The sequence below is a fragment of the Devosia sp. WQ 349K1 genome (assembly GCF_016595685.1).
Classification (GTDB): Bacteria; Pseudomonadota; Alphaproteobacteria; order Rhizobiales; family Devosiaceae; genus Devosia.
The window spans coordinates 34,573-55,815 of the sequence record NZ_JAENGO010000010.1 but is presented as its reverse complement, the minus strand read 5'-3'; the positions used below and the strand labels follow the sequence as shown (position 1 = coordinate 55,815).

At 58.0% G+C, this 21,243-nt stretch carries 20 protein-coding genes and 1 other RNA gene; 12 read left to right on the top strand and 9 right to left on the bottom strand.

Annotated features, from left to right (window positions below; genetic code table 11):
• The first annotated feature begins 37 nt into the window (after positions 1-37).
• From dapD to JHL21_RS17375, 5 genes are all read left to right on the top strand, one after another.
• Positions 38-880, top strand: a complete 843-nt coding sequence (dapD, locus tag JHL21_RS17395) for a 2,3,4,5-tetrahydropyridine-2,6-dicarboxylate N-succinyltransferase (protein ID WP_200214947.1) — start codon at positions 38-40, stop codon at positions 878-880.
• A gap of 86 nt (positions 881-966) precedes the next feature.
• Positions 967-1,443, top strand: coding sequence for a DUF805 domain-containing protein (locus tag JHL21_RS17390; RefSeq protein ID WP_200214945.1), 477 nt, complete (start codon positions 967-969; stop codon positions 1,441-1,443).
• A 49-nt stretch (positions 1,444-1,492) separates the two neighbouring features.
• Positions 1,493-2,650: a succinyl-diaminopimelate desuccinylase gene (gene dapE, locus JHL21_RS17385; RefSeq protein ID WP_200214943.1), complete on the top strand. Its 1,158-nt coding sequence runs from the start codon at positions 1,493-1,495 to the stop codon at positions 2,648-2,650.
• A complete protein-coding gene (locus JHL21_RS17380; RefSeq protein WP_200214937.1) occupies positions 2,647-3,189 on the top strand; it encodes a hypothetical protein in 543 nt (180 codons plus the stop codon). The genes dapE and JHL21_RS17380 overlap by 4 nt, the downstream gene beginning before the upstream one ends.
• 14 nt (positions 3,190-3,203) lie before the next feature.
• A complete protein-coding gene (locus JHL21_RS17375) occupies positions 3,204-3,767 on the top strand; it encodes a hypothetical protein (protein ID WP_200214936.1) in 564 nt (187 codons plus the stop codon).
• Here the strand turns inward: JHL21_RS17375 and truA are convergent, their stop codons facing one another.
• The 3 genes from truA to def all read right to left on the bottom strand — a co-directional run bounded on the left by truA (position 3,768) and on the right by def (position 6,015).
• Entirely contained in the window at positions 3,768-4,505 is a 738-nt protein-coding gene (gene truA / locus JHL21_RS17370) for a tRNA pseudouridine(38-40) synthase TruA (protein WP_199532680.1), read from the bottom strand.
• The gene (gene fmt, locus JHL21_RS17365) at positions 4,505-5,428 is read right to left on the bottom strand and encodes a methionyl-tRNA formyltransferase (protein ID WP_200214934.1); all 924 of its coding nucleotides are present in this window, start codon (positions 5,426-5,428) and stop codon (positions 4,505-4,507) included. Before fmt ends, truA begins: the two co-directional genes overlap by 1 nt.
• Before the next feature lie 71 nt (positions 5,429-5,499).
• On the bottom strand, positions 5,500-6,015 hold the full coding sequence (gene def, locus JHL21_RS17360; protein WP_200214925.1) for a peptide deformylase: 516 nt from the start codon (positions 6,013-6,015) through the stop codon (positions 5,500-5,502).
• Between the two features lie 121 nt (positions 6,016-6,136).
• Between def and rmuC the strand changes: the two genes are divergently transcribed.
• Positions 6,137-7,561 carry a DNA recombination protein RmuC gene (rmuC, locus tag JHL21_RS17355; protein ID WP_200214923.1) on the top strand — a complete coding sequence of 475 codons (1,425 nt, stop codon included), beginning with the start codon at positions 6,137-6,139 and terminating at the stop codon, positions 7,559-7,561.
• A 115-nt stretch (positions 7,562-7,676) separates the two neighbouring features.
• The gene (locus JHL21_RS17350) at positions 7,677-8,147 is read left to right on the top strand and encodes a hypothetical protein (RefSeq protein WP_200214921.1); all 471 of its coding nucleotides are present in this window, start codon (positions 7,677-7,679) and stop codon (positions 8,145-8,147) included.
• Positions 8,148-8,157: 10 nt separating this feature from the next.
• Here the strand turns inward: JHL21_RS17350 and recR are convergent, their stop codons facing one another.
• From recR to ffs, 4 genes are all read right to left on the bottom strand, one after another.
• Positions 8,158-8,757, bottom strand: coding sequence for a recombination mediator RecR (gene recR / locus JHL21_RS17345; RefSeq protein WP_199532683.1), 600 nt, complete (start codon positions 8,755-8,757; stop codon positions 8,158-8,160).
• A 100-nt stretch (positions 8,758-8,857) separates the two neighbouring features.
• Positions 8,858-9,181 carry a YbaB/EbfC family nucleoid-associated protein gene (locus tag JHL21_RS17340; RefSeq protein ID WP_169196621.1) on the bottom strand — a complete coding sequence of 108 codons (324 nt, stop codon included), beginning with the start codon at positions 9,179-9,181 and terminating at the stop codon, positions 8,858-8,860.
• The gene (locus JHL21_RS17335) at positions 9,178-10,947 is read right to left on the bottom strand and encodes a DNA polymerase III subunit gamma/tau (protein WP_200214919.1); all 1,770 of its coding nucleotides are present in this window, start codon (positions 10,945-10,947) and stop codon (positions 9,178-9,180) included. The genes JHL21_RS17340 and JHL21_RS17335 overlap by 4 nt, the downstream gene beginning before the upstream one ends.
• A gap of 128 nt (positions 10,948-11,075) precedes the next feature.
• Positions 11,076-11,174, bottom strand: an RNA gene (gene ffs / locus JHL21_RS17330) — signal recognition particle sRNA small type.
• A gap of 117 nt (positions 11,175-11,291) precedes the next feature.
• Between ffs and JHL21_RS17325 the strand changes: the two genes are divergently transcribed.
• Positions 11,292-12,908: an FAD/NAD(P)-binding protein gene (locus tag JHL21_RS17325; protein ID WP_200214917.1), complete on the top strand. Its 1,617-nt coding sequence runs from the start codon at positions 11,292-11,294 to the stop codon at positions 12,906-12,908.
• Here JHL21_RS17325 and JHL21_RS17320 read toward each other — a convergent pair.
• Positions 12,905-13,657 carry a M15 family metallopeptidase gene (locus tag JHL21_RS17320; protein ID WP_200214914.1) on the bottom strand — a complete coding sequence of 251 codons (753 nt, stop codon included), beginning with the start codon at positions 13,655-13,657 and terminating at the stop codon, positions 12,905-12,907. The genes JHL21_RS17325 and JHL21_RS17320 overlap by 4 nt on opposite strands.
• 167 nt (positions 13,658-13,824) lie before the next feature.
• Between JHL21_RS17320 and JHL21_RS17315 the strand changes: the two genes are divergently transcribed.
• From JHL21_RS17315 to JHL21_RS17305, 3 genes are all read left to right on the top strand, one after another.
• Positions 13,825-14,670, top strand: a complete 846-nt coding sequence (locus JHL21_RS17315; protein ID WP_248306091.1) for an LOG family protein — start codon at positions 13,825-13,827, stop codon at positions 14,668-14,670.
• Between the two features lie 30 nt (positions 14,671-14,700).
• Positions 14,701-16,161 (top strand): Si-specific NAD(P)(+) transhydrogenase, encoded by a 1,461-nt coding sequence (gene sthA, locus JHL21_RS17310; RefSeq protein WP_169196626.1) that lies wholly within the window; start codon positions 14,701-14,703, stop codon positions 16,159-16,161.
• A 294-nt stretch (positions 16,162-16,455) separates the two neighbouring features.
• On the top strand, positions 16,456-18,864 hold the full coding sequence (locus JHL21_RS17305; RefSeq protein ID WP_200214912.1) for a membrane-bound PQQ-dependent dehydrogenase, glucose/quinate/shikimate family: 2,409 nt from the start codon (positions 16,456-16,458) through the stop codon (positions 18,862-18,864).
• Between the two features lie 54 nt (positions 18,865-18,918).
• On the opposite strand, the gene JHL21_RS17300 is transcribed toward JHL21_RS17305, so the two are convergent.
• Positions 18,919-20,664 (bottom strand): PAS-domain containing protein, encoded by a 1,746-nt coding sequence (locus JHL21_RS17300; protein ID WP_200214911.1) that lies wholly within the window; start codon positions 20,662-20,664, stop codon positions 18,919-18,921.
• Positions 20,665-20,689: 25 nt separating this feature from the next.
• Between JHL21_RS17300 and mscL the strand changes: the two genes are divergently transcribed.
• Positions 20,690-21,127 carry a large conductance mechanosensitive channel protein MscL gene (mscL, locus tag JHL21_RS17295; RefSeq protein WP_200214909.1) on the top strand — a complete coding sequence of 146 codons (438 nt, stop codon included), beginning with the start codon at positions 20,690-20,692 and terminating at the stop codon, positions 21,125-21,127.
• Positions 21,128-21,243 lie beyond the last annotated feature (116 nt).

Genomic DNA, 21,243 nt, shown 5'->3' with positions numbered 1-21,243 from the left:
GCTAATGGTCCCCATCAGAATTTCTTTAGGAGCCGCTATGTCGTTCGAAACGCTCGCCCAGACCATCGACGCCGCCTTTGAAAACCGCGCCGAAATCAATTCGTCCACTAAAGGCGACGTTCGTGACGCGGTTGAAACTGCGCTGAACCTGCTTGACAGCGGTCAGGCCCGCGTTGCTGAGAAGGTCAACGGCGATTGGGTCGTCAATCAGTGGCTCAAGCGCGCTGTACTGCTTTCCTTCCGTCTCAACGACAACGCCCCAATCTCCGGTGGCGCCAATGGGTCGACCTATTGGGACAAGGTGCCGACCAAGTTTGAAGGCTGGGACGAAAGCATGTGGCGCGCGTCGGGCTTCCGCGCTGTGCCGGGTGCCGTTGTTCGTCGTTCCGCACACATCGCGAAGAACGTCATTCTGATGCCGTCCTTCGTTAACCTCGGCGCTTTCGTGGATGAAGGCACCATGGTTGATACATGGGCAACCGTTGGCTCCTGCGCTCAGATCGGTAAGAATGTTCACCTTTCCGGTGGCGTTGGTATCGGTGGCGTGCTTGAGCCGCTGCAGGCTGGCCCGACCATCATCGAAGACAATTGCTTTATCGGCGCACGCTCGGAAGTCGTTGAAGGCGTGATCGTTGGCGAAGGCTCGGTCATTTCGATGGGTGTCTTCATCGGTCAGTCGACCAAGATCGTTAATCGCGCCACCGGCGAAATCCACATCGGTAAGGTTCCGCCTTACTCCGTCGTGGTTTCCGGCTCCATGCCAGGCAAGCCGTTCCCGGATGGCACGCCCGGCCCGAACCTTTACTGCGCCGTTATCGTCAAGACCGTGGACGCTCAGACCCGTTCCAAGACCGGCATCAACGAGCTGCTGCGCGACTAATCCGCGATCAAATTTGGGGCGCTGGCGGAGTTTTCGTCGGCGTCCTATCCTCAACTGTCGGATCGATTCCGATGTGGAGGGGAAATATGGACAGTTTGAAGTCCTTGCTGTTGACCACGGACGGGCGCATTTCGCGCAAACAGTGGTGGATCGGCGTATTGTGCCTGTTCGTTGTCTCGATTATCGCATCATTAGTTTTGGGGATTTTGGCTGGAGGCAACACCACTGCCGTGGCTTGGTTCGCTGTGCTGATCAATCTTGCCTTGCTCTACCCGACTTATTGCATTGGCCTAAAACGCCGTCACGATCGCAATAACGACGGGAAAGATGTTCTCATTCTTCTCGGGGGCAGCGTCGTCATCAATCTTTTGCAAGCCAGTGCCATCGGAGCGACCGCCATCACAGAAAATGGGCTGACCTATATGGTCCCGCCAATGTGGATGAGTGTCCTCGTTCTCGTTTTTGCGGTTTTTGCGATCTACATGTTCATCCAGCTCGGTTTTCTAAAGGGCTCCCACGGCACCAATAATTATGGCGCTGATCCGGTGAATGCTGCAGCGTGAAATAGCGTCTGGCATTGTCAAATCTCGAAGTGGTCGGTACCCATTGGGTATGACCACTTCTTACGCCCAATCGCTTCTTCATGCCCTCGTGTCCTGCCCTTCGGTAACGCCGACAGAAGCAGGCGTTCTTGATTTGCTGGACGCTGAGCTGACCAAGCTCGGCTTCACGGTAACGCGCCTTAAATTTGAGGGCGACGGCTCCTATCCCGTCGACAATATTTTTGCGACGCGTGGTACGTCGGGCCGCACATTGCTTTTTGGTGGTCACACCGATGTAGTGCCGCCGGGCGATTTGGCTTTCTGGACCTCTGATCCGTTTGTGCCGCGAATTGCTGATGGCAAAATGTTTGGCCGTGGCACTGCGGATATGAAGTCGGGTGTTGCAGCCTTTGTTGCTGCTTGCGCGACCATCCCGGCGGATGCGGGGATCATCCAGCTCGCCATTACCAATGACGAAGAAGCCGACAGCATCAACGGCACCGAGAAGATTTGCCGCTGGATGGCGGATAACGGTCACCGCTTCGATTTCGCGATAGTGGGGGAGCCGAGCTCCACCGAAACCTTGGGCGATAGCATCAAGATCGGTCGTCGCGGCTCGTTCTCGGGCAAGATCACCGTCACCGGCACGCAGGGCCACGTTGCCTATCCGCATAAGGCCAACAATCCGCTGCCGGTGCTGGCCGCTGTGACGACTGCCATTTCAACAACCAAGCTCGATGAGGCGACGGAGCACTTCCCGGCTTCGAACCTCGAAGTAACGACAATCGACGTCGGCAACCCGACATCCAATGTCATTCCGATGAGCGGCTCGCTCCGCTTTAATATCCGCTACAACGATCTCTGGACGCCGAAAAAGCTCGCTCTTTGGATCAAGGAGCGCATTGCATCCGTCGACGCCAAGGGCACCAGAATCGACTTTGACATTGTCGGCACCCCGTCGCGGTCGTTCCTTTCGCCTTTGAGCGACGACGTCCAGACGCTGACAGCCGTTCTATCCGAGCGGTCCGGCAAGGTGACTGAGCTGTCCACTGGCGGTGGCACGTCTGATGCACGCTTTATCGCCGACTATGGTCCGGTGGTGGAATGTGGTCTCGTTGGCCCTTCAATGCACAAGGCAGATGAGCATATCGCGCTGGCCGACCTTGAAGGACTGACGGAAATTTACGCCGAGTTCATGACCCGCTTCTTCGCGGGCTCCTCACGATGAGAACTATTGCGGCGCTGCGCTACGCATTTGCAGGCTGGAAGCTGATCCTGCGCAACAAACGCGAAGGGCTGGAGCAGTTTCAACTCTCTGGCGCAGGGCTGTTCACAGCGATCGTGCTGTTTTACGCGGTTGTGTTTCTGGTCGTTATGCTGGCCTCGATGCAAATGGGTGTGCCGACGCCAGAGAGCTTTATCGAGATATTCTTTATCCAGACCATATGGTTGGCGGCCTTGCTGATCGGGGTGTGGAGCACGCGCTTTGCCGTTTCCGGGCCAATCTGGCGCCCGGATATTTATGTCCCGGGCGTTTATGCGCTGATCTTTTACCTCTTCGTTGGCACGGTTGTGATCATGATTAGCCCGGCCCTCATGCCCATTCTTTGGCTTGGGCTTGCCTATATGCTCTATGCTTTGGGGCGTGTAGGGGCAGGATTTCAGCGCGGCGTTTCAGCCGCATTTGCAATCCTAACAGTTGTGCTCCTTGTCGGGGTGCCTCAGACACTCTACATGCTTGCTGCGTCCACCCTTTCTGCTGTCTGACGAGTTGAACCGCATTGGCCCAGTCGTTCCCGAGTTTTTTCGCCGAAGCCGCTAGTGCCGCAAAAGGGACATGGGCCCTTGTTTTGGGTCGGCGCGACGCCGCGCAATACTATGACTTCTCGACCAAAGGTCTCGTCGGCAGCTTAATTGCTGTGCTGCTGGCCATGATTCTGGCTGGGTTTGGCCCGATGCTGCTGGGCTTTAGCACTCCGGCAGGCGCACCGACGCAAACCGTGGTGATGAACCTAGCGCTGTTTGGCGCGCAGGCGCTAACGGCCTCGATGGTCCTGCGCCAGATCAAGCGTCAGGACGCTTTTATTCCGTACCTGGTGGCCAGCAATTGGATCACGCTGGTGTCGGGGGCGCTGCTATTGGTTTCGGTCTTGTTCAACGAGGCCGGGCTGATTGTGCTGCTCGCTGTGGCCATCGCGGCGATTGTGACGTTCGTCAACATTGGCCGACACATCATGACCCTGCGCGGCTGGCAGATTGCTTTGCTGTTTATTTCGCAGGCGGTGGGTGTGTTTCTGGCAATGGGCATCATCGCCCTGGTGCTTCCCGTCCCAACCGCCGGCTAATCAGTAGTCAACGCCGACAAAGTAGAGACCCGTTGATGGCGCCATGGCGCCGCAGCGGGTGCGGTCGGCTGCGTCAAGCGCCGCACGGAAATCCGCAGGCGTCCACTTGCCTTCGCCCACCATTTTGAGCGAACCCACCATCGAGCGGACCTGATGGTGCAGGAAACTGCGGGCGCTCGCCGTAACCGAGATATATTCGTCGTCGCCGGTGACGTTGAGCTCATCGAGGGAGCGCATGGGCGATTTTGCCTGACACTCGGACGAGCGGAAGGTGGTGAAATCGTGAAGGCCCAAAATGAGTTGGGCCGCTTCGTGCATCGTGGCGACATCAAGCGGCTTGGGCACATGCCAGACCTGATTGAGCTCCAGCGCGGGAGGCGCGCGGCGCGTGAGGATGCGATATTCGTAGTGGCGGGCTTTGGCCGAAAACCGTGCCTCGAACGTGTCCGGAACAGCTTCGCACTCAACGATCACCACACGATGCTTGCGCATGTGATAATTCATCGCCTCGCGAATACGGAACGGATCCCATTCCTTCGAGAGATTGATATGGGCGACCTGACCAAGGGCGTGCACACCAGCATCGGTGCGCCCAGCGGCTTGGCTGTTGACCGTTTCGCCTGAGAATTTCAGGACAGCTTCTTCCAGCACTTGCTGAACGCTGATCTGGTTCTTCTGACGCTGCCAGCCGTAAAAGGCGGTGCCGTCATATTCGATGGTGAACTTGTAGCGTGGCATTAGCCGACCATCTCAGGGAGTGTGCCGGCGCCGCGCAGGAAGGTGGCGGCGTCCATAGCGCCCTTGCCTTCGCGCTGAACTTGCGTGAGGCGCACAGAACCCTCGCCACAGGCAATAACGAGTTCTCCGCCCAGGAAGGTGCCCGGAGCGCCAGAACCGGTCTCCAGCTGCGAGCGGAGGGCTTTAACGCGATAGGTCTTGCCGCCGAGGGTCATCTCAAACCAAGCGCCGGGGAAGGGCGAGAGACCACGAATGGTGTTGTGGACCGCTTCCGCAGATTGGGTGAAATCGAGCTTGGCTTCAGCCTTGTCGATCTTGGCGGCGTAGGTGACGCCTTCCGCTGGCTGAGGCGTAAAATCGAGGCTGCCGCGTTCGAGTGCGGCCAGTGCGCGACCCATAAGGTCTGCGCCGACACGCATCATATTGTCGTGCAGCTCGCCCGCCGTCATGGTCGGGGTGATGGGGATGATCTCGGTGGGGCCCATGCCACCAGTATCAAGGCCCTCGTCCATCTGCATGACGACAATGCCAGTTTGCTTGTCGCCCGACATGATCGAGCGCTGCATCGGCGCGGCACCGCGCCAGCGTGGCAGGAGGGAGCCGTGAAGGTTCAAGCAGCCGTATTCCGGCGCTTCCAGAACCGCCTTGGGCAGCAGTAGACCATAGGCCACAACAATTGCGACCTCGGCCTCAAGGGATGCGAAAGTGGCTTGTTCTTCTTCGCTTTTCAGCGATTTCGGCGTGAATACTGGAATGCCAAAGGCTTCAGCGGCCTCGTGAACCGGGCTTTTGCGCTCGGCCTGGCCACGGCCTGCAGGCTTTGGAGCGCGCGTGTAAACGGCGACAACCTCATGCCCTGCCGAAACAATTTCGGTCAGCGTTGGGACAGAAAATTCGGGCGTGCCCATGAAAACGATACGCATGGCCAAGTGCCTCTTTTAATATTGTCCCAACGGAAAAGGAGAGGGGCCGGAGCCCCTCAATCCAAATTGGCTTAGCGCGCAGACAGGCGGGCCTGCTTGTCGAACTTTTTGATGACGCGATCGCGCTTCAAGCGGCTCAGATAGTCGATGTAAAGAACGCCATCGAGGTGGTCGAGTTCGTGCTGAATGCAGACGGCCAGCTTGCCATCGGCATCGACAGTGATCTCTTTGCCTTCAAGGTTGGTGTACTTTACCGTCACCGTGCTCGGGCGTTCTACTTCGTAGTAGAGTTCTGGGATAGAGAGGCAACCCTCTTCAGTGACCTGAATTTCCTCACCAAATTGGGTGATCTCTGGGTTGATCATGACATGGGGCGCAGGCTCATCGCCTTCGTTGGCCACGTCGATCACAACGATACGCTTCATGACGCCAATCTGTGGCGCAGCCAAGCCAATGCCTGGCGCGGCATACATGGTTTCCAGCATGTCTGCTGCCAGCGTTTTGATCTCGTCGTCGATCTCAACGATCGGGTCGCAAACAGCGCGTAGGCGCGCATCGGGAATGATCAAAATGGGGCGGATAGCCATGGCAGAAGGTCCGGCAATGGAAGGATTGTCATGGATATGGCGATTTCCGGGCTCTTGGTCAACCTTAGTGGTGTCACACGAGAACATTTTGCGAACGAAAGAATCGGATTAGGATTGCTCCATGAGCGATCTCGACCAAACTCTTTTTACTCTCGGCAGCTTGCCGATTTCCATTGGCGTCACCCTCGTGGGCGTGTTGGCATTGGCGCTGCTGATCGCGCTTATTGCTGTGATGTCCAGCAATCGTGGCACCCTAGAGCGCGCCGAAATGCAGGCGGCGCAGAATTTAGAGAGCGTACGCTCGGGGCTTAACGATCAGATTTTGCAGCGTGATTCCCGTTTGCGCGAAATCGAGGGACAGCTTCAGCACGAGCGCGAGCGCGCGACTGAGCAGATGTTTTCCGAGCGGGATCGTGCGGCCGACATGCAGGCGGAACTGGCGGCAATGCGCACGCGGCTTGACGAGCAGGCCCGTAATCATGCCACCGAGCTGAAGCGCTTCACCGAAGCGCGCCAGCAGATGACGGATGAGTTCAAGGCCATCGCGGGTGACGTCATGCGCACCCATAGCGAGACTTTTACCAAGCAGAATCGCGAACAGGTTGATGTCCTCCTGAAACCCCTTCAGGAGAAAATAACCGAATTCCATCAAGGGCTTATAAGGGATCGATCGGCAATGTCCGAGCAGATTCGGGCCTTGTCGGAAAGCAATCTCCAGATCACCACCGAAGCGCAGAACCTGACGCGTGCGCTTAAGGGCAGTTCGCAGACGCAAGGCGCGTGGGGGGAAATGATCCTCTCCACAATTCTTGAACAGTCCGGCCTGCGTGAGGGTGAGCAGTATTTCACCCAGCAGAGCCACACGAGTGAGGATAATCAGCGCCTGCGCACAGACGTCGAAATCCGCATGCCCAATGGCGATGTGCTGGTGATCGATAGCAAGGTGTCCCTCACTGCTTTTGAATCCTTCGTCAATTCGCCCGAAGACGAGCGAGAAACATACCTCCGAGCGCATATCCATTCGGTCCGGACGCACATTACCACGCTGGGCGACAAGGGGTATAACCGGGCCGCAAAGTCTAGTCTGGACTACGTAATGATGTTTGTGCCGATTGAATCGGCGCTGGCGACCGCCATTCAGCACGACGCCAAATTGGTCGAGTTTGGCATGTCCAAGGGCGTCATGCTGACGACCCCGACAACGCTGATGACCGTGTTGCGCACGGTGCGCAATGTTTGGGACATCGAAAAGCGCCACCAGAACGCCGAGGAAATCGCTGAACGCGCTGGCAAACTCTATGAAAAGGTTGCCGGATTCCTCTCGAGCATGGATCAGGTCGAAAAGGGCCTCAACACCGCACAAGCCAATTTCGCCAAGGCCAAGGATCAGCTGTCGTCCGGTCGCGGCAATGTCGTTCGGCAGGTCGAGCAGTTGCGGGATTTGGGAGCAAAGACCAGCAAATCGCTACCCCCTGGGTGGGAAGGACGGGACGATGATGCTCCCGTTCTGAGGTTGGTCAACGACGAACCTCTTGATTTGAATTAAGGTTTGGGCCCCGTCGAAAGCGGGGCCTTTACTTATCACATTTGAGAATAGCGACGAACCACGGACCGCTATGATCCGTTCCTAGCCGACAGCACACGCTGAATGGGAGAAGGAAATGGTACGTCAGCACGATAATCCCGGTCACCTCCTGCCGCAGGACGTGATGGAAGATGGCACCGATCAGCCGGGGATTGCCCACCCTTATAGCCAGAATGAAATCGACGATTTGCTTTATGGATCAGATCGTTCGGTCGAAGAGCGGGTCGAGCGGCTGCGCGAAATTCGCGATGAAATGGCGATGCGCGTGAGCGGCGATCTTGGTGGCGGTGATCCGCAATCGCTGGTTGATGAACTCGATAGTGCCATCTCGGCGCTGACCGGTGATTTGGAAGATGCGGAGGACTATCCCGATATCACTGGCGCTGTGTCATCAGATCCGGCAGATCATCTCGATGCCCTATCGCCCGACGATGTCGATGCGCGAGACGCGTTGATCGGCGAAGAAGAGCTTTATGGTGACGACGACGGGCCGGTCGATGACGAGCACAGCTGGAATGGGTCGGACGAGTTTCGTCCCCATATCTAACTGAAATCGCTCAGATTTCGGTGCGGGCGCGCAGCGCCTGGCTGAGCGTGCCTTCGTCGAGATAATCCAGCTCGCCACCGATGGGCACGCCGTGGGCGAGGCGGGTGATGCGAATGCCTGTGTTGAGCAGGTGATCGGTAATGTAATGGGCTGTGGTTTGGCCTTCGACGGTCGCGTTCATGGCCAGCACCATCTCGGAATATTCTGGTGCGCGGGCGATGAGGGCGTCGAGGTTGAGGTCTTCCGGGCCAACGCCATCCAGCGCCGAGAGAACGCCACCGAGGACGTGATAGCGAACCTGCCCAACGCCTGCGCGTTCCAGCGCCCAGAGGTCGCCAACATCTTGCACGACAATCAAAATCCCGCTTTGCCCGCGCTTGGGGTCAGAGCAAATTGTGCAGGGGGATTTGGTATCGACATTGCCGCAAACTTCGCAGGTGCAGACGGCTGCGACGGCACGATCAAGGGCTGCTGACAGCGGGATCATCAGCTGTTCTTTTTTCTTGATCATCTGCAAAACGGCGCGGCGGGCCGAACGCGGTCCCAACCCCGGCAGACGTGCCAAGAGCAGAATAAGTTGCTCAATTTCCGGTCCGCCGGTGGTTGCCATTTATGGGCCTTTTTGGGGCATCTGGCTGGCACTTATGCGCCCGACGAGGGGCGCAAGGCTGGCGCAGTGGGGCCAATGATGGCCCGAGAACAATTGAGACCTAGAACGGCAGCTTCATGCCTGGAGGCAGGGGCAGGCCAGCGGTGACTTCAGCCATCTTGCGCTGGGTTTCCGCTTCGCTCTTGCCGCGCGCATCGTTGAACGCCGCCAACACCAGGTCTTCGAGAACTTCCACTTCCGCGGGATTGGCCAGCGATGGGTCGATCTTTATCGACTTCATCTCGCCCTTGCCCGAAAGAGCAACGGTGACCATGCCGCCGCCGGCGCGACCTTCGACAACCAGCTCAGCGAGCTCGTTCTGCATGGTTTCCATCTTGGCCTTCATTTCACTGGCGGCCTTCATCATTCCCATGATGTCTTTCATTCGTCGTCCTCTTCGAGTGGGGCTTGCGCTACTTCTTCTTCTGCAACAACGGCGTCTTCACGCACGGTCACGTTCACAAGTTTTGCGCCCGGAAATGCTTCAAAGATCGCTTTGACCACCGGATCGTCATGCGCCTCGGCGGTTGCGGCGTCTTTTTTCTTCTGAACTTCTTGCCGGATGGTCAGACCTTCCGGCGCCTTGGTCGAAACCATGACCAGCCAACGCTGGCCGGTCCATGTCTGCAAGCGGGCAGACAATGTACCGATAATCGCTGGGTCTGCGCCCGGTTCCAAAGCGACCTCGATGCGGCCTTGTTCAAAGGAGACGGGACGCATCTGGCTTTCGAGAGCGAGCTTGGTCAGCACATCGCGCTTGGCCGAGGCCAAGGAGATAATATCACGGTAGCTCGAGATGGTAGCAAAGGCCGGGGCGACTTCGGCACGCGGTTGCGTTGATACTTGCGCCATGGGTTGCTGCGCGACCAGTTGCGGAGCATTGACGCGCATGGCGGTTGCGCCGCCGCCGCCAGAACCAGACGGGCCGCTTGGAATGCGCGGAGGCATGGACTGACCGCCACCACCATTGCCGTTGCCAGCAGGGAAACCACCCTGCGTGATCTTGGCAATCACTTCATCGGGGCTTGGCAGGTCTGCGGCGTAAGCGAGGCGAATGAGGGTCATCTCGGCCGCTTGCAAAGCATTGCCCGCTCGGCCGGTTTCTTCATTACCCTTAAAGAGGATCTGCCAAGCGCGGGTGAGGGCGCGCATGGTGAGACGGGAGGCAAGGTCTTGGCCGCGATTGCGTTCGTCCGGCGTCAGCGAGGCGTCTTCGCCTGCGGCGGGGACGACTTTGATGCGGGTGACGAGATGGGTGAACTCAGCCAAGTCCGACAGCATGGTCTGCGGATCGGCGCCGAGATCATAAAGCTCACGCAAAGTGGTGAGGGCTTCGCCAATCCGACCGCCCATCAAATCTTCGAAGAGATCAATGATGCGAGCGCGGTCGCCAAGGCCAAGCATGGCCTTAACTGTTGAGGAGGTGACTGTGCCATTGCCGTGGGCGATCGCCTGATCGAGCAAGGAAAGACTATCACGGGCCGAGCCTTCGCCGGCGCGCACGATCATTGCCAAAGCGTCAGTTTCGAAACTGATACCTTCCTTATCGAGAATAGTCTCGAGATAGTCGGACATGATCTCCGCTGGAATGCGGCGCAGATCGAAACGCTGGCAGCGCGACAGAATGGTGATCGGAACCTTGCGGATTTCCGTCGTCGCGAAAATGAATTTGACGTATGGCGGCGGCTCTTCGAGGGTTTTCAGCAGCCCGTTAAAGGCGGCGGTCGAGAGCATGTGCACTTCGTCGATGACGTAGACTTTGTATGGCGCTGAGCTCGGGCCGTATTTGACCGAGTCGATAATCTCACGAATGTCGCCAATGCCGGTATTAGAGGCCGCGTCCATTTCGATCACGTCGACATGGCGGCCTTCAATAATCGCGCGGCAGTGCACGCCCTCTTTGCTGAGGTCAAGCTGGGGGTGGCGACCGTTCTCGTCTTCATAATTGAAGGCGCGGGCCAGAATACGCGCGGTTGTGGTTTTGCCCACGCCGCGCACACCCGTCATGATGAAGGCGTGGTGGATACGGTTTTGCGCAAAGGCATTGCCCAGCGTCTGCACCATCGCGTCTTGACCCACGAGGGTCGAGAAATCGGTGGGGCGATATTTGCGGGCGAGGACGAGGTAGGGCGAGGTCTTGGTTTCAGCCATTGAGCCCGTCCAATCGCATATCGGGGAATCTGCCTTGGTTCATTCTCTGAACATAGGACATGGAAAGCCATCCCGCAAAAGCCTCTTGGCCAATTGGGGACGAAAAAGCTCGATACGAACAGAGAAGTGAGTAGGAGGTTGGACATCGACCCGTGAGGATCTCACCTGGGCTGCTTCCTTCCGGACCTGACCCGATCGACGAGGAACACGTCCGCGCCAACCTCCCGAAGCGCTATATGCGGAGTAATCGCGGAAGATGCAAGGGGTTGATCAACTTCGTCCCAAGCGGAAACCAATCGGCCGCAGCAGGGTTTAGATCGAACGAGGTTTGACAAGGCAGATGAATGCCCCCGCATATTGCGATTATTGGTACGGGCCCGACCGGGATTTATACTTTCAAGCATTTGGTCGACGCAGGCGGTGTTGGAGCCATCACGCTTTTTGAAAAGGGGTGGGAGGCCGGTGTCGGCATGCCCTATTCGCCACAGACGGCCGATCGCACCATGTTGGCCAATATCGCCAGTATCGAAATTCCTGCCATTGAGATGACCTATCTCGACTTTCTGAGATCACTGCCACACGCGGTTCTGCGCGATTATGGCGTTGATCCGCTTGAGCTTGATGATCGGGCGTTTACGCCACGGGTGTTGCTGGGGCGGTTCTTTCGCCACCAATTTCTAAAGCTCGTCGAAACGGCAGAGGACCGGGGCATTCTGGTGAGTGTTTCGGAAAACACCGAAATTATCGATGTGGAACGGGACGAGGGGCTGTTTTATCTCGTCGCGGGTGAGGGCCAAAGATTTGGGCCTTTTGAGCGGGTCGTGGTTGCGACGGGGCATGAATTTGAGCCTGACGACGATCTTTCGGATGGCTATTTTCCGAACCCTTGGTCGGGACTGTTGAGTGCTGACATTCCCGGCGTCCGCGTCGGCATTATGGGGACGTCGCTGTCGTCCATTGATGCGGCCATGGCGGTGGTGACCCAGCACGGGCGTTTTATCCCGGATGAGGACGCATTGCGCTTTGAGCTCAATGAGGGCTCGCCCCTGCGCATCACGCTGATGTCGCGTCATGGGATTTTGCCGGAGGCGGATTTTTATTGCCCCATTCCCTATACGGATTTGCGGTTTTTGACCTCAGCTGCGCTGGAAGAATGTGCGCATAGCGAGAACGTGCTCGACGACGCCTTTGCTCTGTTTGCGCAGGAGCTGGGGGAGGCGGACCCGGACTATGCAAGTGCGATTGGGCTCGCTGACCTTACCGCTGACAGTTTTGCCGATGCTTATTTTGCCCAACGTCTCGCGGCGGACCCGTTTCGCTGGGCGCGCGCAAATCTGGCTGAAGTGGAGCGCAATAAGCAGAACCGTGTCACGGTTGAGTGGCGCTATGCGCTTTTACGGATGCACGAGAAATTTGAGACGCTGGTCGCAGAGTTTTCGGAGGTGGACGCCGAGCGTTTTGCCCAGGGGCTCAAGCGGGTCTTTATCGATAACTATGCGGCAGTGCCCTCGGAATCGATACGACGCCTTCTGGCGCTGCGGGATGCAGGGGTGTTGGAGGTGGTGGCGCTGGGCGAGGACTATCAGCTCGACCACGGCGAGCAGGGGACGAGCATTGTGACCGACAGCGAGACGCTGGATTTTGCGGTTTTCATCGATGCGCGCGGGCAAAAGGCGCTGGAAACCGGGCACCTGAAATTCCCGACGCTGCGCAAGGAATTGCTCGCGGCCGGGCAGGACGTTCCGCAGGTGGCGGAGGATTATTCGCTTCTGAGCCCGGTCAAAGACCATCGTCGGCTCTATCTCGCCGCGATCCCCTACTTGATGCACGAGCGTCCCTTCGCGCAGGGCATTGTGGTCTCCGACGACATTGGTGAAACCATTGCCAAGGCTGTCGCACAAAGCGCAGAGGCTGGCTCGGACAGTCAGAAACGCCGTCGGCCAGCCTATGCTGCACGTTAAGGCGCGGTGACGGGGAAATCGAAATAGGTGTCGGGGAAAGGTTCGTTCGCGAGCGTGTAGTGCCACCATTCTTCGGCATAGGGTTTGAACCCGTGGCGTTCGAGCAAGGTTTTAAGCTTGTCGCGGTTGGTGGTGGCAAGCTCTGAAATGCCCGATGCGCCGTGGTGGGACATCTCGTCAAAGCAATCATAGCCGGAGCCAAAGTCCAAAACACCATCGTCAAAGCGCTCTGGGAGGATGCAATCGACGAGGGGCTGCTCGGGCGTATAGGGCGTGGATGGAGCGCCATCGAGCGACTGGATGGTGAGATCGACCGTGCTGCCGCGGCTGTGGCCGGATCTTTCGGCGATATAGCCGAGGTCAAACAGCGTGGACTTAGCAACGCGCACATAAAACTCGCCTTGCATGGCCAGATCATCGATGTCGCGGGCCCAGGCGGCGAAATCGGCAACGGCCTGTGCCGGGCGATAGCAATCATAAACCCGGATGGCGAGGTTTTCGGTCGCCAGCTCGGTGGCGGCGGCTTTTAATGCAGCGGCGGCCTGTTGAGTGAGAATGCACTCGGGCGCTTGATAGCCGGTGATTGGGCGGCCGACAAAGTTATGCGCGCCAGCATAACGCATGTCTTGAGCGATTTCGGGCGCATATTGGGAGAGGTAGACGAAGTCTTTTGGCAGTGCTTCGTTGGCAAAGGAAGACGTAGAGACAATGCTTGAGAGGAGGAAAAGAGAAATAGATTTTCGGTGCATTTGTATAATAATTCTCAGATATTATGTGCTTTGAATACCTTGCATGAACTCGGTTGAGCCTTCGGTAATAACGGGGTCTCTTTTGGCTTCAAATCGCCTTGCTCATGCTGATTGACGCGTCTATCCACTCAGATTGTAGTCTGACGAACCCAAAGAGGAAATCTCTCTTGGCCAAACGCCGCCATCCGACGCCTTTACGCACCTCCAGCGAGGATATTGCAGCCTCGCGCAAGGCCCCCGATACCGCTCAAACGCGTAGTCCGACCTATCGTCTGGCCTTTGCCGACGATGAATTTATGACGTCTGAAGACACGCGGGGCATTCGCTTCCAACTGGAATACCTCAAGCCAGAATGGCGACTGCGCGAACAGGGGATCAACTCCACCGTGGTCTTGTTCGGCGGGGCGCGTATTCCTGAGCCGGGCAAGCCGGCATGGGCCGCCAAGAACGAGGTGCAGAAGAAGAACCTTGAGGCCGCCTCGCGCTATTACGAGGAAGCGCGCCATTTTGCGCAGCTCGCGTCCAAGACCGCAGCAACGCTCGACTACAAGGAATTTGTGGTGACGACGGGCGGTGGTCCGGGTGTGATGGAGGCGGGCAACCGCGGCGCTGACGATGTTGGCGCACCCTCAATCGGGCTCAATATCGTTTTGCCGCATGAGCAGGCGCCGAACACCTATGTGACGCCAGAACTGGCGTTCAACTTCCACTATTTCGCCACGCGCAAAATTCACTTCCTGCTGCGCGCCAAGGCGGTGGCCGTGTTCCCCGGCGGGTTCGGGACGCTCGATGAGTTCTTTGAAACCCTGACGCTCATCCAGACTGGACGCATGGACAAAGTACCCGTGCTGCTGTTCGGGCGCGAGTTTTGGACCAAGGTGATCAACCTTGAGGCCCTGGCCGAAGCCGGGACGATTTCGCCATCCGACCCAGACTTATTCACGGTGGTTGATACTGCCGAGGAGGGCTGGGCCGTCGTCTGCCAACACTACAATCTGCCTCAACCGACTTAAATCTCCTCCCCATCAGCACAGGACGCGCGCGTGGAAAAGTTTGATCTTGTCGTCATTGGTTCCGGTCCCGCAGGGCGTCGCGCAGCGATCCAAGCTGCAAAGCTAGGGCGCTCTGTGCTGGTGGTGGAAAATCGGCTGAGGTTGGGGGGCGTGTCCGTGCATACGGGCACTATTCCCTCCAAGACGCTGCGCGAGACAGTACTCAATCTCTCCGGTTGGCGTGAGCGCGGCTTTTACGGCATGTCTTACCGCGTCAAGAAAGAGATCGACGGCAAAGATTTGACGGCGCGTCTGCGCAAAACGCTCGATTATGAAATCGAAGTGCTCGAGCATCAGTTTGCCCGCAATGGCGTACGCACTTTCGGTGGTATCGCCCGGTTTGCCGATGAGCACACCATTGTGGTCACTGATCACGACGGCGAAGATCATCGTTATGGGTTTGATTTTGCGGTGATTGCGGTGGGCACGGCCCCCTATCGTCCGGCCAATATCGAATTTGATCACCATACCATTGTCGATAGTGACGCAATGGTCAGCGAAATTCGCGTGCCGCGCAGTCTCACTGTTGTCGGGGCCGGGGTGATCGGCATTGAATATGCCACGATTTTCTCGGCGCTTGACGTGCCTGTGACCATTGTCGAGCCGCGCGAAAACTTCTTGGACTTTATTGATCGCGAGATCATCGAAGAGTTTACCCATGACCTGCGCCAACGTGGCGTCGCCATGCGTCTCGGTTCGCCCGTGACCAAGGTGGAAAAGGACAATATGGGGCAGGCGGTGGCAACGCTGGGTGACGGGCGACAAGTGCGCTCGGACATGTTGCTTTATGCTGCCGGGCGGGTCGGGGCGACGGCGGATCTCGGGCTTGAAAGCTGTGGGGTCGTGCCGGATAGCCGCGGGCGGCTGGCGGTAAATCCCGATACGCTGCAAACTCAGGTGCCCCATATTTATGCCGCAGGCGATGTTATTGGCTTTCCGGCGCTCGCTTCAACTTCGATGGAGCAGGGGCGACTCGCGGCATTGCACGCCTTTAAAGCGCAGGTACCCAAGAAGCAGGAGAGTTTTCCGTATGGCATTTATGCCGTGCCAGAAATCTCAACGGTTGGGCTCACCGAAGCGCAGGTGCGCGAGCAAAAGATCCCCTATGAATGCGGCATAGCTCGTTTCCGCGAAACCTCGCGCGGCCACATCATGGGGCTGCAATCGGGCATGATGAAGCTCATTGTTTCGCTCGAAAACCGCAAGCTTTTGGGCGTTCATATCGTGGGCGAAGGGGCGACCGAGCTGATTCACATCGGGCAGGCGGTGATCAATCTGGGCGCGCCACTCGATTATCTGGTCGAGGCCACCTTCAATTATCCGACGCTGGCGGAGGCCTATAAGATCGCCGCGCTCGATGCGTGGAACCGCATGCCGCAAGTGGTGCCGGTGGCACCCGTGGCCGACAAGGCGACGCCAACACCTGAGGCCAATCCGGACAATGCCAATTAAGCGCCCTAACGGCTAAACAAGGCGCAGGAGGGTGGCTTCAATCCAGCCGTCAATGTGACGGATTGGGTATGCGTATACTTGTCCCTGCGACATTGTTGCCTAGGACACAATTTTTCGATACTCCATTGCGACTAGGCATGGGGCGACCCATGGCTCTGGGAGGGTAATTTCACGGAAACGCGGCAAGCGTTGGTGTGCAATTGCATGCACATTCGTGCCTCCCAGAAAGCCAAGCCTACGGCAAAAGACCAAGCGCCAAGACCGTGGACGCAAGGCTTATGGGAGTGAACTTCAATGGTTGATCAGGGTGCGGAGCACAAGCCGCACATCGTTGCGAAGGGCCTGATGTGGCTCTTCGCTGTTGTGCTGGGCGTCATCGGGCTGATCTATGTCGGCGCTGGTGCTTACCTCGCGAGCCTGGGTGGCTCGATTTATTACGTGGTCGCAGGCGCATTGTTCGTCGTCGCGGCCCATTATCTGTTCCACGGAAAGCGTCTCGGCGCGTGGATTTTCGGCGGCGCTCTTGCCCTTTCGGTCATTTGGGCCTTGTGGGAAGTGGGCTTTGATTGGTGGGCACTGATGCCACGCCTGCTGATCCCAGTTGCCTTTGGGATTTGGCTGCTGATGCCTTGGGCGCAGACCGCGCTTAAGGGTAAGCTGGGCTTTGCCACCCGCGTTCCAGCTGGGGCCGCAGGCCTGATTGCTGCTGGTACTGTGGTTTCGGTTGGTCTTGGCGCAGGGCTCTTTGCGGTGAATGCGCCGAACCTGCCGCAGGACCCAAGGTTCCAGACCGGCATGGGGGCATTCCCTGTTGCAGCCAATGGAGGCGCAGCCTCCGGGCAGACTGGCGAAGACTGGCCATATTTTGGTGGCGATCAGGGCCAGCAGAAATATTCGCCGCTTGACCAGATCAACCTCTCGAACGTCTCCAAGCTGCAAGTGGCTTGGGAAATGCCGGTTGGTAAGCGTCCGGCCAACAACGCTATGCCGATCAAGATCGATGACACGATCTATATCTGTAATGGCAATAGCGAACTGTTCAGCCTCGATGCACGCACTGGCGCTGAAAACTGGACTTTTGACGCCTCTGAAGGTCATGGCAGCACCTGCCGTGGCGTGACCTATTACAAGGCACCGGGCCTGACCGGAGAATGCGCTGAGCGTATTATCGCTGGCACCGGTTCTGCCAAGCTTGTGGCGCTTGACGCCAAGACCGGCGAGGCCTGTTCGGACTTCGGCAATGCCGGTTTTGTCGACCTGCTCGTTGGCATGGAAGACCATGAAGGCAAGATCATCGGCGGTTACTACAAGGTCACCTCCGCTCCAACCTTCGTGCGTGGCAAGGTGGTTGTTGGCGGTTGGGTGACTGACGGTCAGTACTGGGGCGAAGCCTCTGGCGTTATCCGCGCCTTTGACGCGGTAACCGGTGATATGTCCTGGGCTTGGGATATGGGGCGTCCGGATGAGCCGGGCCAGCCACCAAATGGCGAAAGCTTTACCGTTGCAACGCCGAACAGCTGGGCTCCGGCCGCAGCGGACGAAAAGCTCGGTCTTGTCTACCTGCCGACCGGCAATGCGACCCCAGACTTCTACGGGGCGCAGCGTCGTGAGTTTGACGACAAGTACAGCTCTTCGGTTGTGGCGCTCGACGCGACCACTGGCCGTGTTCAGTGGTCCTTCCAGACCAAGCATCACGACATTTGGGACCATGACATTGCGTCCCCACCGACACTGATCGATCTGCCAGATTCCAACGGCGCTCTGCGTCAGGCTCTGATTCAGGCGACCAAGGCTGGTGAAGTTTTCGTTCTCGATCGTAGGACCGGCGAGCCGATCTTTGACGTGACCGAAACCCCAATGCCGCAGACCGGCGGTGTGCCGGAAGAACGTATCTCCCCAACCCAGCCCTATTCCAACTCTCTGCCGTCCTTCCGTGGCGCAGATCTGACGGAAGCGGATATGTGGGGCGTATCGCCTTTCGATCAGCTCTACTGCCGCATCATGTTCAAGCAGGCGCGCTACGAAGGCAATAATACCCCTCCGGGTCTGACCCCTTCGATCCAGTCGCCGAGCACCTTTGGCTCGATCAACTGGGGCGGCGTTTCGGTCGATCCGATCAATGGCGTGATGCTGGTCAACAACAACCGTTTTGCCAGCTACATCAAGCTGCTCGACCGCGAAACGGCTGACGGGATGGGCATTGAGCCACAGGGCGAATGGGGTGACCCGCGCGAAGTGGGTGGCGTCGTGGCGCAGAAGTTCGTGCCTTACGCAGCCTTCCCACAGTTCTGGCTGACCGCGCTTGGCGTGCCGTGCATTGATCCGCCATATGGCTATATCAGTGCTGTTGACCTCAATACCGGTAAGCTGTTGTGGAGCAACACCTTTGGTTCGTCCAAGGGCCAGGGCGCATTGGGCATCAAGGTGCCGTTTGAACTGCCAATGGGCACACCAACACACGGCGGTTCGATGATTACCGCTGGTGGTCTGGGCTTCATCTCGGCGGCTTCGGACAACATCTTCCGCGCCTATGATCTCAAGACCGGTGAAGTTGTTTGGCAGTATGAACTGCCAGCCGCTGGTGGCGCGCCGATCAGCTACACGCTGGATGGCGAACAATACATCACCATCATGGCCGGTGGTCAGGGTGCGATCCAATCGCGCTACTCGACCAAGATGGTCTCGTTCAAGCTGCCAAGCTAAGAAAGCCAACCCATGACATGAGAAGGCCGGGTGCTTGCGCCCGGCCTTTTCGTTTTAGTGGCTGCGCTGATTGCCGAGATTGGAAATCGTCGCGCGCAGCGCTGCGGGTTTGACCGGCTTTGTCACCACGGCAATGCCGCGCTCTTCGGCAATGGCGCGGACCTGCGGGCTGCGGTCGGCGGTGACGAGGGCGGCGGGCAAGTGGCCGCCGAGATTGTGGCGGAGCCATTCGATCGCGTCGAGCCCGGAGGTTTGATCGAGGTGATAATCCATCAGCACGAGATCAGGGTACCAGCCCTCCAATAGCCCCTCTTTGTCGATCTGCTTGAGCGACAGGGCGGAGCGGACTTCACAACCCCAATTGGTAAGAAGGCCTTCCATGGCCTCGATGATGTCGCGTTCATTGTCGACGCAGAGGACTTTTAGGTTCAGCACGCCGATGGTGGCTTCCGGGGTCTCGCGCTTGAGACTGATGGTGCCGCGCAGTGGGCGCGCAACAGGCAGATAGATGGAAAAGCGCGAGCCGCGACCTTCCTTGCTGTCGAGCTCCAGAGTGAGATCGGCGGCGGTGACGAGGCGCTGGACGATGGAGAGGCCGAGACCCAAGCCCTGGGCCATGCGCGCGCCCTTTTCTAGCCGTGAGAACTCGGCGAAGACGAGCTTGAACTGATCCTTGTTAAAGCCGATGCCGGTGTCGATGACATCAATGCGCCAGCGATTGCCGCGACGGCGCAGGCCGACCAGAACCTTGCCCCCGACCGGGGTGTATTTGATGGCGTTGGACACCAGATTTTGCACGATGCGGCCAACGATGGAGCGGTCGGCCAAAACCGTGGCTTTGGTTTTGACAATGCGCAGCGAGATCGAGCGTTCGCGCGCCATGGGGGCGAACTCGACCTCGATCTTTTTCAAAATGTCCTGCGCGGCCAATTGGGTCGGTGCGAGGTGAAGCGCCCCGCTATCAATGCGGGAGATATCGAGGAGCGCCGACATAATGTCTTCAACGGCGGTGAGCGAGGCTTCGATGGAATTGGCCAGCTCAGCGAAATCGGTGGTTTTGGCGCGCTCGATCAGGGTCGAGGTGTAGAGGCGGGCGGCATTGAGCGGCTGCAGCAGATCGTGACTGGCGGCTGCGAGAAAACGCGTCTTGTCGTGGTTGGCAGCATCGGCCTTGTGGCGGGCCTTTTCGAGCTCAAGATTGACCTGTTTGAGCGCGGCAGTACGATCTTCAACGCGCTTTTCGAGCGTCTGGTTGATCTGCTCATATTGCTGCTCAGCGCTGATGCGAGCGGTCACGTCAGAAAAACTGATGACCATCCCGCCCTCAGGCAGGCGGGCCGTATAAAACTCCATGGTCTGACCAAAACTGGTCATGCGCTGGGTGACGGTCTGCGGCTGCGAGGTGAGCAGCGCGATACGGTCTTGCGCGCGGGTTTTGGCGTCGCCGGGCCCGAAGTCGCCGCGCTTGGCCAAGAATAACACAATGTCCTCCAACGGTACGCCGGCCTCGGTCAGTGCCGGAGGCAGCGACAGCATGGAATTGTAGCGGTGGTTGGAGAAGGTCAGCTTGAGCGCGCTATCAAACACAGCAACGCCTTGCGGGATGTGATCCATGGCAAGGTGCAGGGCAGTATCGAGGTTGGTAGAGCGAGCAGTCATGGGAGCCAATGGTCTTGGAACAGCGATCAGTGTGGCTTCCTTATCAGCTGCGCACACCAAGTTCACAAGTCGCCATTCTGCCCATTGCAATAGCGACAAAACCTCGGCAATGCTGGCGGAATAGGCCAGAACAACCGCCATTAGCGGTCATTTCAGAGGGTTTGCCATGAGCGTATTCAAGGAATTCCGCGACTTTGCCATTAAGGGCAACATGATCGATCTCGCTATCGGTGTGATCATCGGTGCTGCCTTTGGCGCCATCGTCTCATCGATCGTCGACGACGTGTTTATGCCTTTGATCGGTCTGATCATCGGCGGTATCGACTTTTCGAACCTGTTTATCGTCTTGTCGAACCCCAATAATATCGCGGTGCCATCGATCACTGCTGCCAAGGAAGCGGGCATTGCCACGCTTAACATCGGCCTGTTCATCAATGCGGTGGTCAAGTTCACCATCATCGCCTTTGTGCTGTTCATGGTTGTGAAGGGCATCAATGCGCTCAAGCGCGATGCGGCCAAGGAGCCAGTTGAAACCACCCCAGCGCCAAGCGCTGAACAGGTCTTGCTCACCGAAATTCGCGACGCCTTGCGCGCCAAAAACTAAGTTCGGTCGATCACATTTTAATCGGAAAGGTCGGCGTTTCGCCGGCCTTTTTTGTTGGGCGGGTTGGGCAAGGCGCGGAACCGGCATTGGCACCAAGCATTGAAGGGCCTCAGCAC

What these genes read in the sequence shown, in the direction of transcription:
- JHL21_RS17390 (WP_200214945.1), top strand. Translation starts at nt 967, where the DNA reads ATGGACAGTTTGAAGTCCTTGCTGTTGACCACGGACGGGCGCATTTCG.
- dapE (WP_200214943.1), top strand. Translation starts at nt 1,493, where the DNA reads ATGACCACTTCTTACGCCCAATCGCTTCTTCATGCCCTCGTGTCCTGC.
- JHL21_RS17300 (WP_200214911.1), bottom strand. Translation starts at nt 20,664, where the DNA reads ATGGCGGTTGTTCTGGCCTATTCCGCCAGCATTGCCGAGGTTTTGTCG.
- JHL21_RS17320 (WP_200214914.1), bottom strand. Translation starts at nt 13,657, where the DNA reads ATGCACCGAAAATCTATTTCTCTTTTCCTCCTCTCAAGCATTGTCTCT.
- rmuC (WP_200214923.1), top strand. Translation starts at nt 6,137, where the DNA reads ATGAGCGATCTCGACCAAACTCTTTTTACTCTCGGCAGCTTGCCGATT.
- fmt (WP_200214934.1), bottom strand. Translation starts at nt 5,428, where the DNA reads ATGCGTATCGTTTTCATGGGCACGCCCGAATTTTCTGTCCCAACGCTG.
- dapD (WP_200214947.1), top strand. Translation starts at nt 38, where the DNA reads ATGTCGTTCGAAACGCTCGCCCAGACCATCGACGCCGCCTTTGAAAAC.
- JHL21_RS17335 (WP_200214919.1), bottom strand. Translation starts at nt 10,947, where the DNA reads ATGGCTGAAACCAAGACCTCGCCCTACCTCGTCCTCGCCCGCAAATAT.
- JHL21_RS17380 (WP_200214937.1), top strand. Translation starts at nt 2,647, where the DNA reads ATGAGAACTATTGCGGCGCTGCGCTACGCATTTGCAGGCTGGAAGCTG.
- truA (WP_199532680.1), bottom strand. Translation starts at nt 4,505, where the DNA reads ATGCCACGCTACAAGTTCACCATCGAATATGACGGCACCGCCTTTTAC.
- JHL21_RS17325 (WP_200214917.1), top strand. Translation starts at nt 11,292, where the DNA reads ATGCCCCCGCATATTGCGATTATTGGTACGGGCCCGACCGGGATTTAT.
- def (WP_200214925.1), bottom strand. Translation starts at nt 6,015, where the DNA reads ATGGCTATCCGCCCCATTTTGATCATTCCCGATGCGCGCCTACGCGCT.
- mscL (WP_200214909.1), top strand. Translation starts at nt 20,690, where the DNA reads ATGAGCGTATTCAAGGAATTCCGCGACTTTGCCATTAAGGGCAACATG.
- JHL21_RS17340 (WP_169196621.1), bottom strand. Translation starts at nt 9,181, where the DNA reads ATGAAAGACATCATGGGAATGATGAAGGCCGCCAGTGAAATGAAGGCC.
- recR (WP_199532683.1), bottom strand. Translation starts at nt 8,757, where the DNA reads ATGGCAACCACCGGCGGACCGGAAATTGAGCAACTTATTCTGCTCTTG.
- JHL21_RS17305 (WP_200214912.1), top strand. Translation starts at nt 16,456, where the DNA reads ATGGTTGATCAGGGTGCGGAGCACAAGCCGCACATCGTTGCGAAGGGC.
- JHL21_RS17350 (WP_200214921.1), top strand. Translation starts at nt 7,677, where the DNA reads ATGGTACGTCAGCACGATAATCCCGGTCACCTCCTGCCGCAGGACGTG.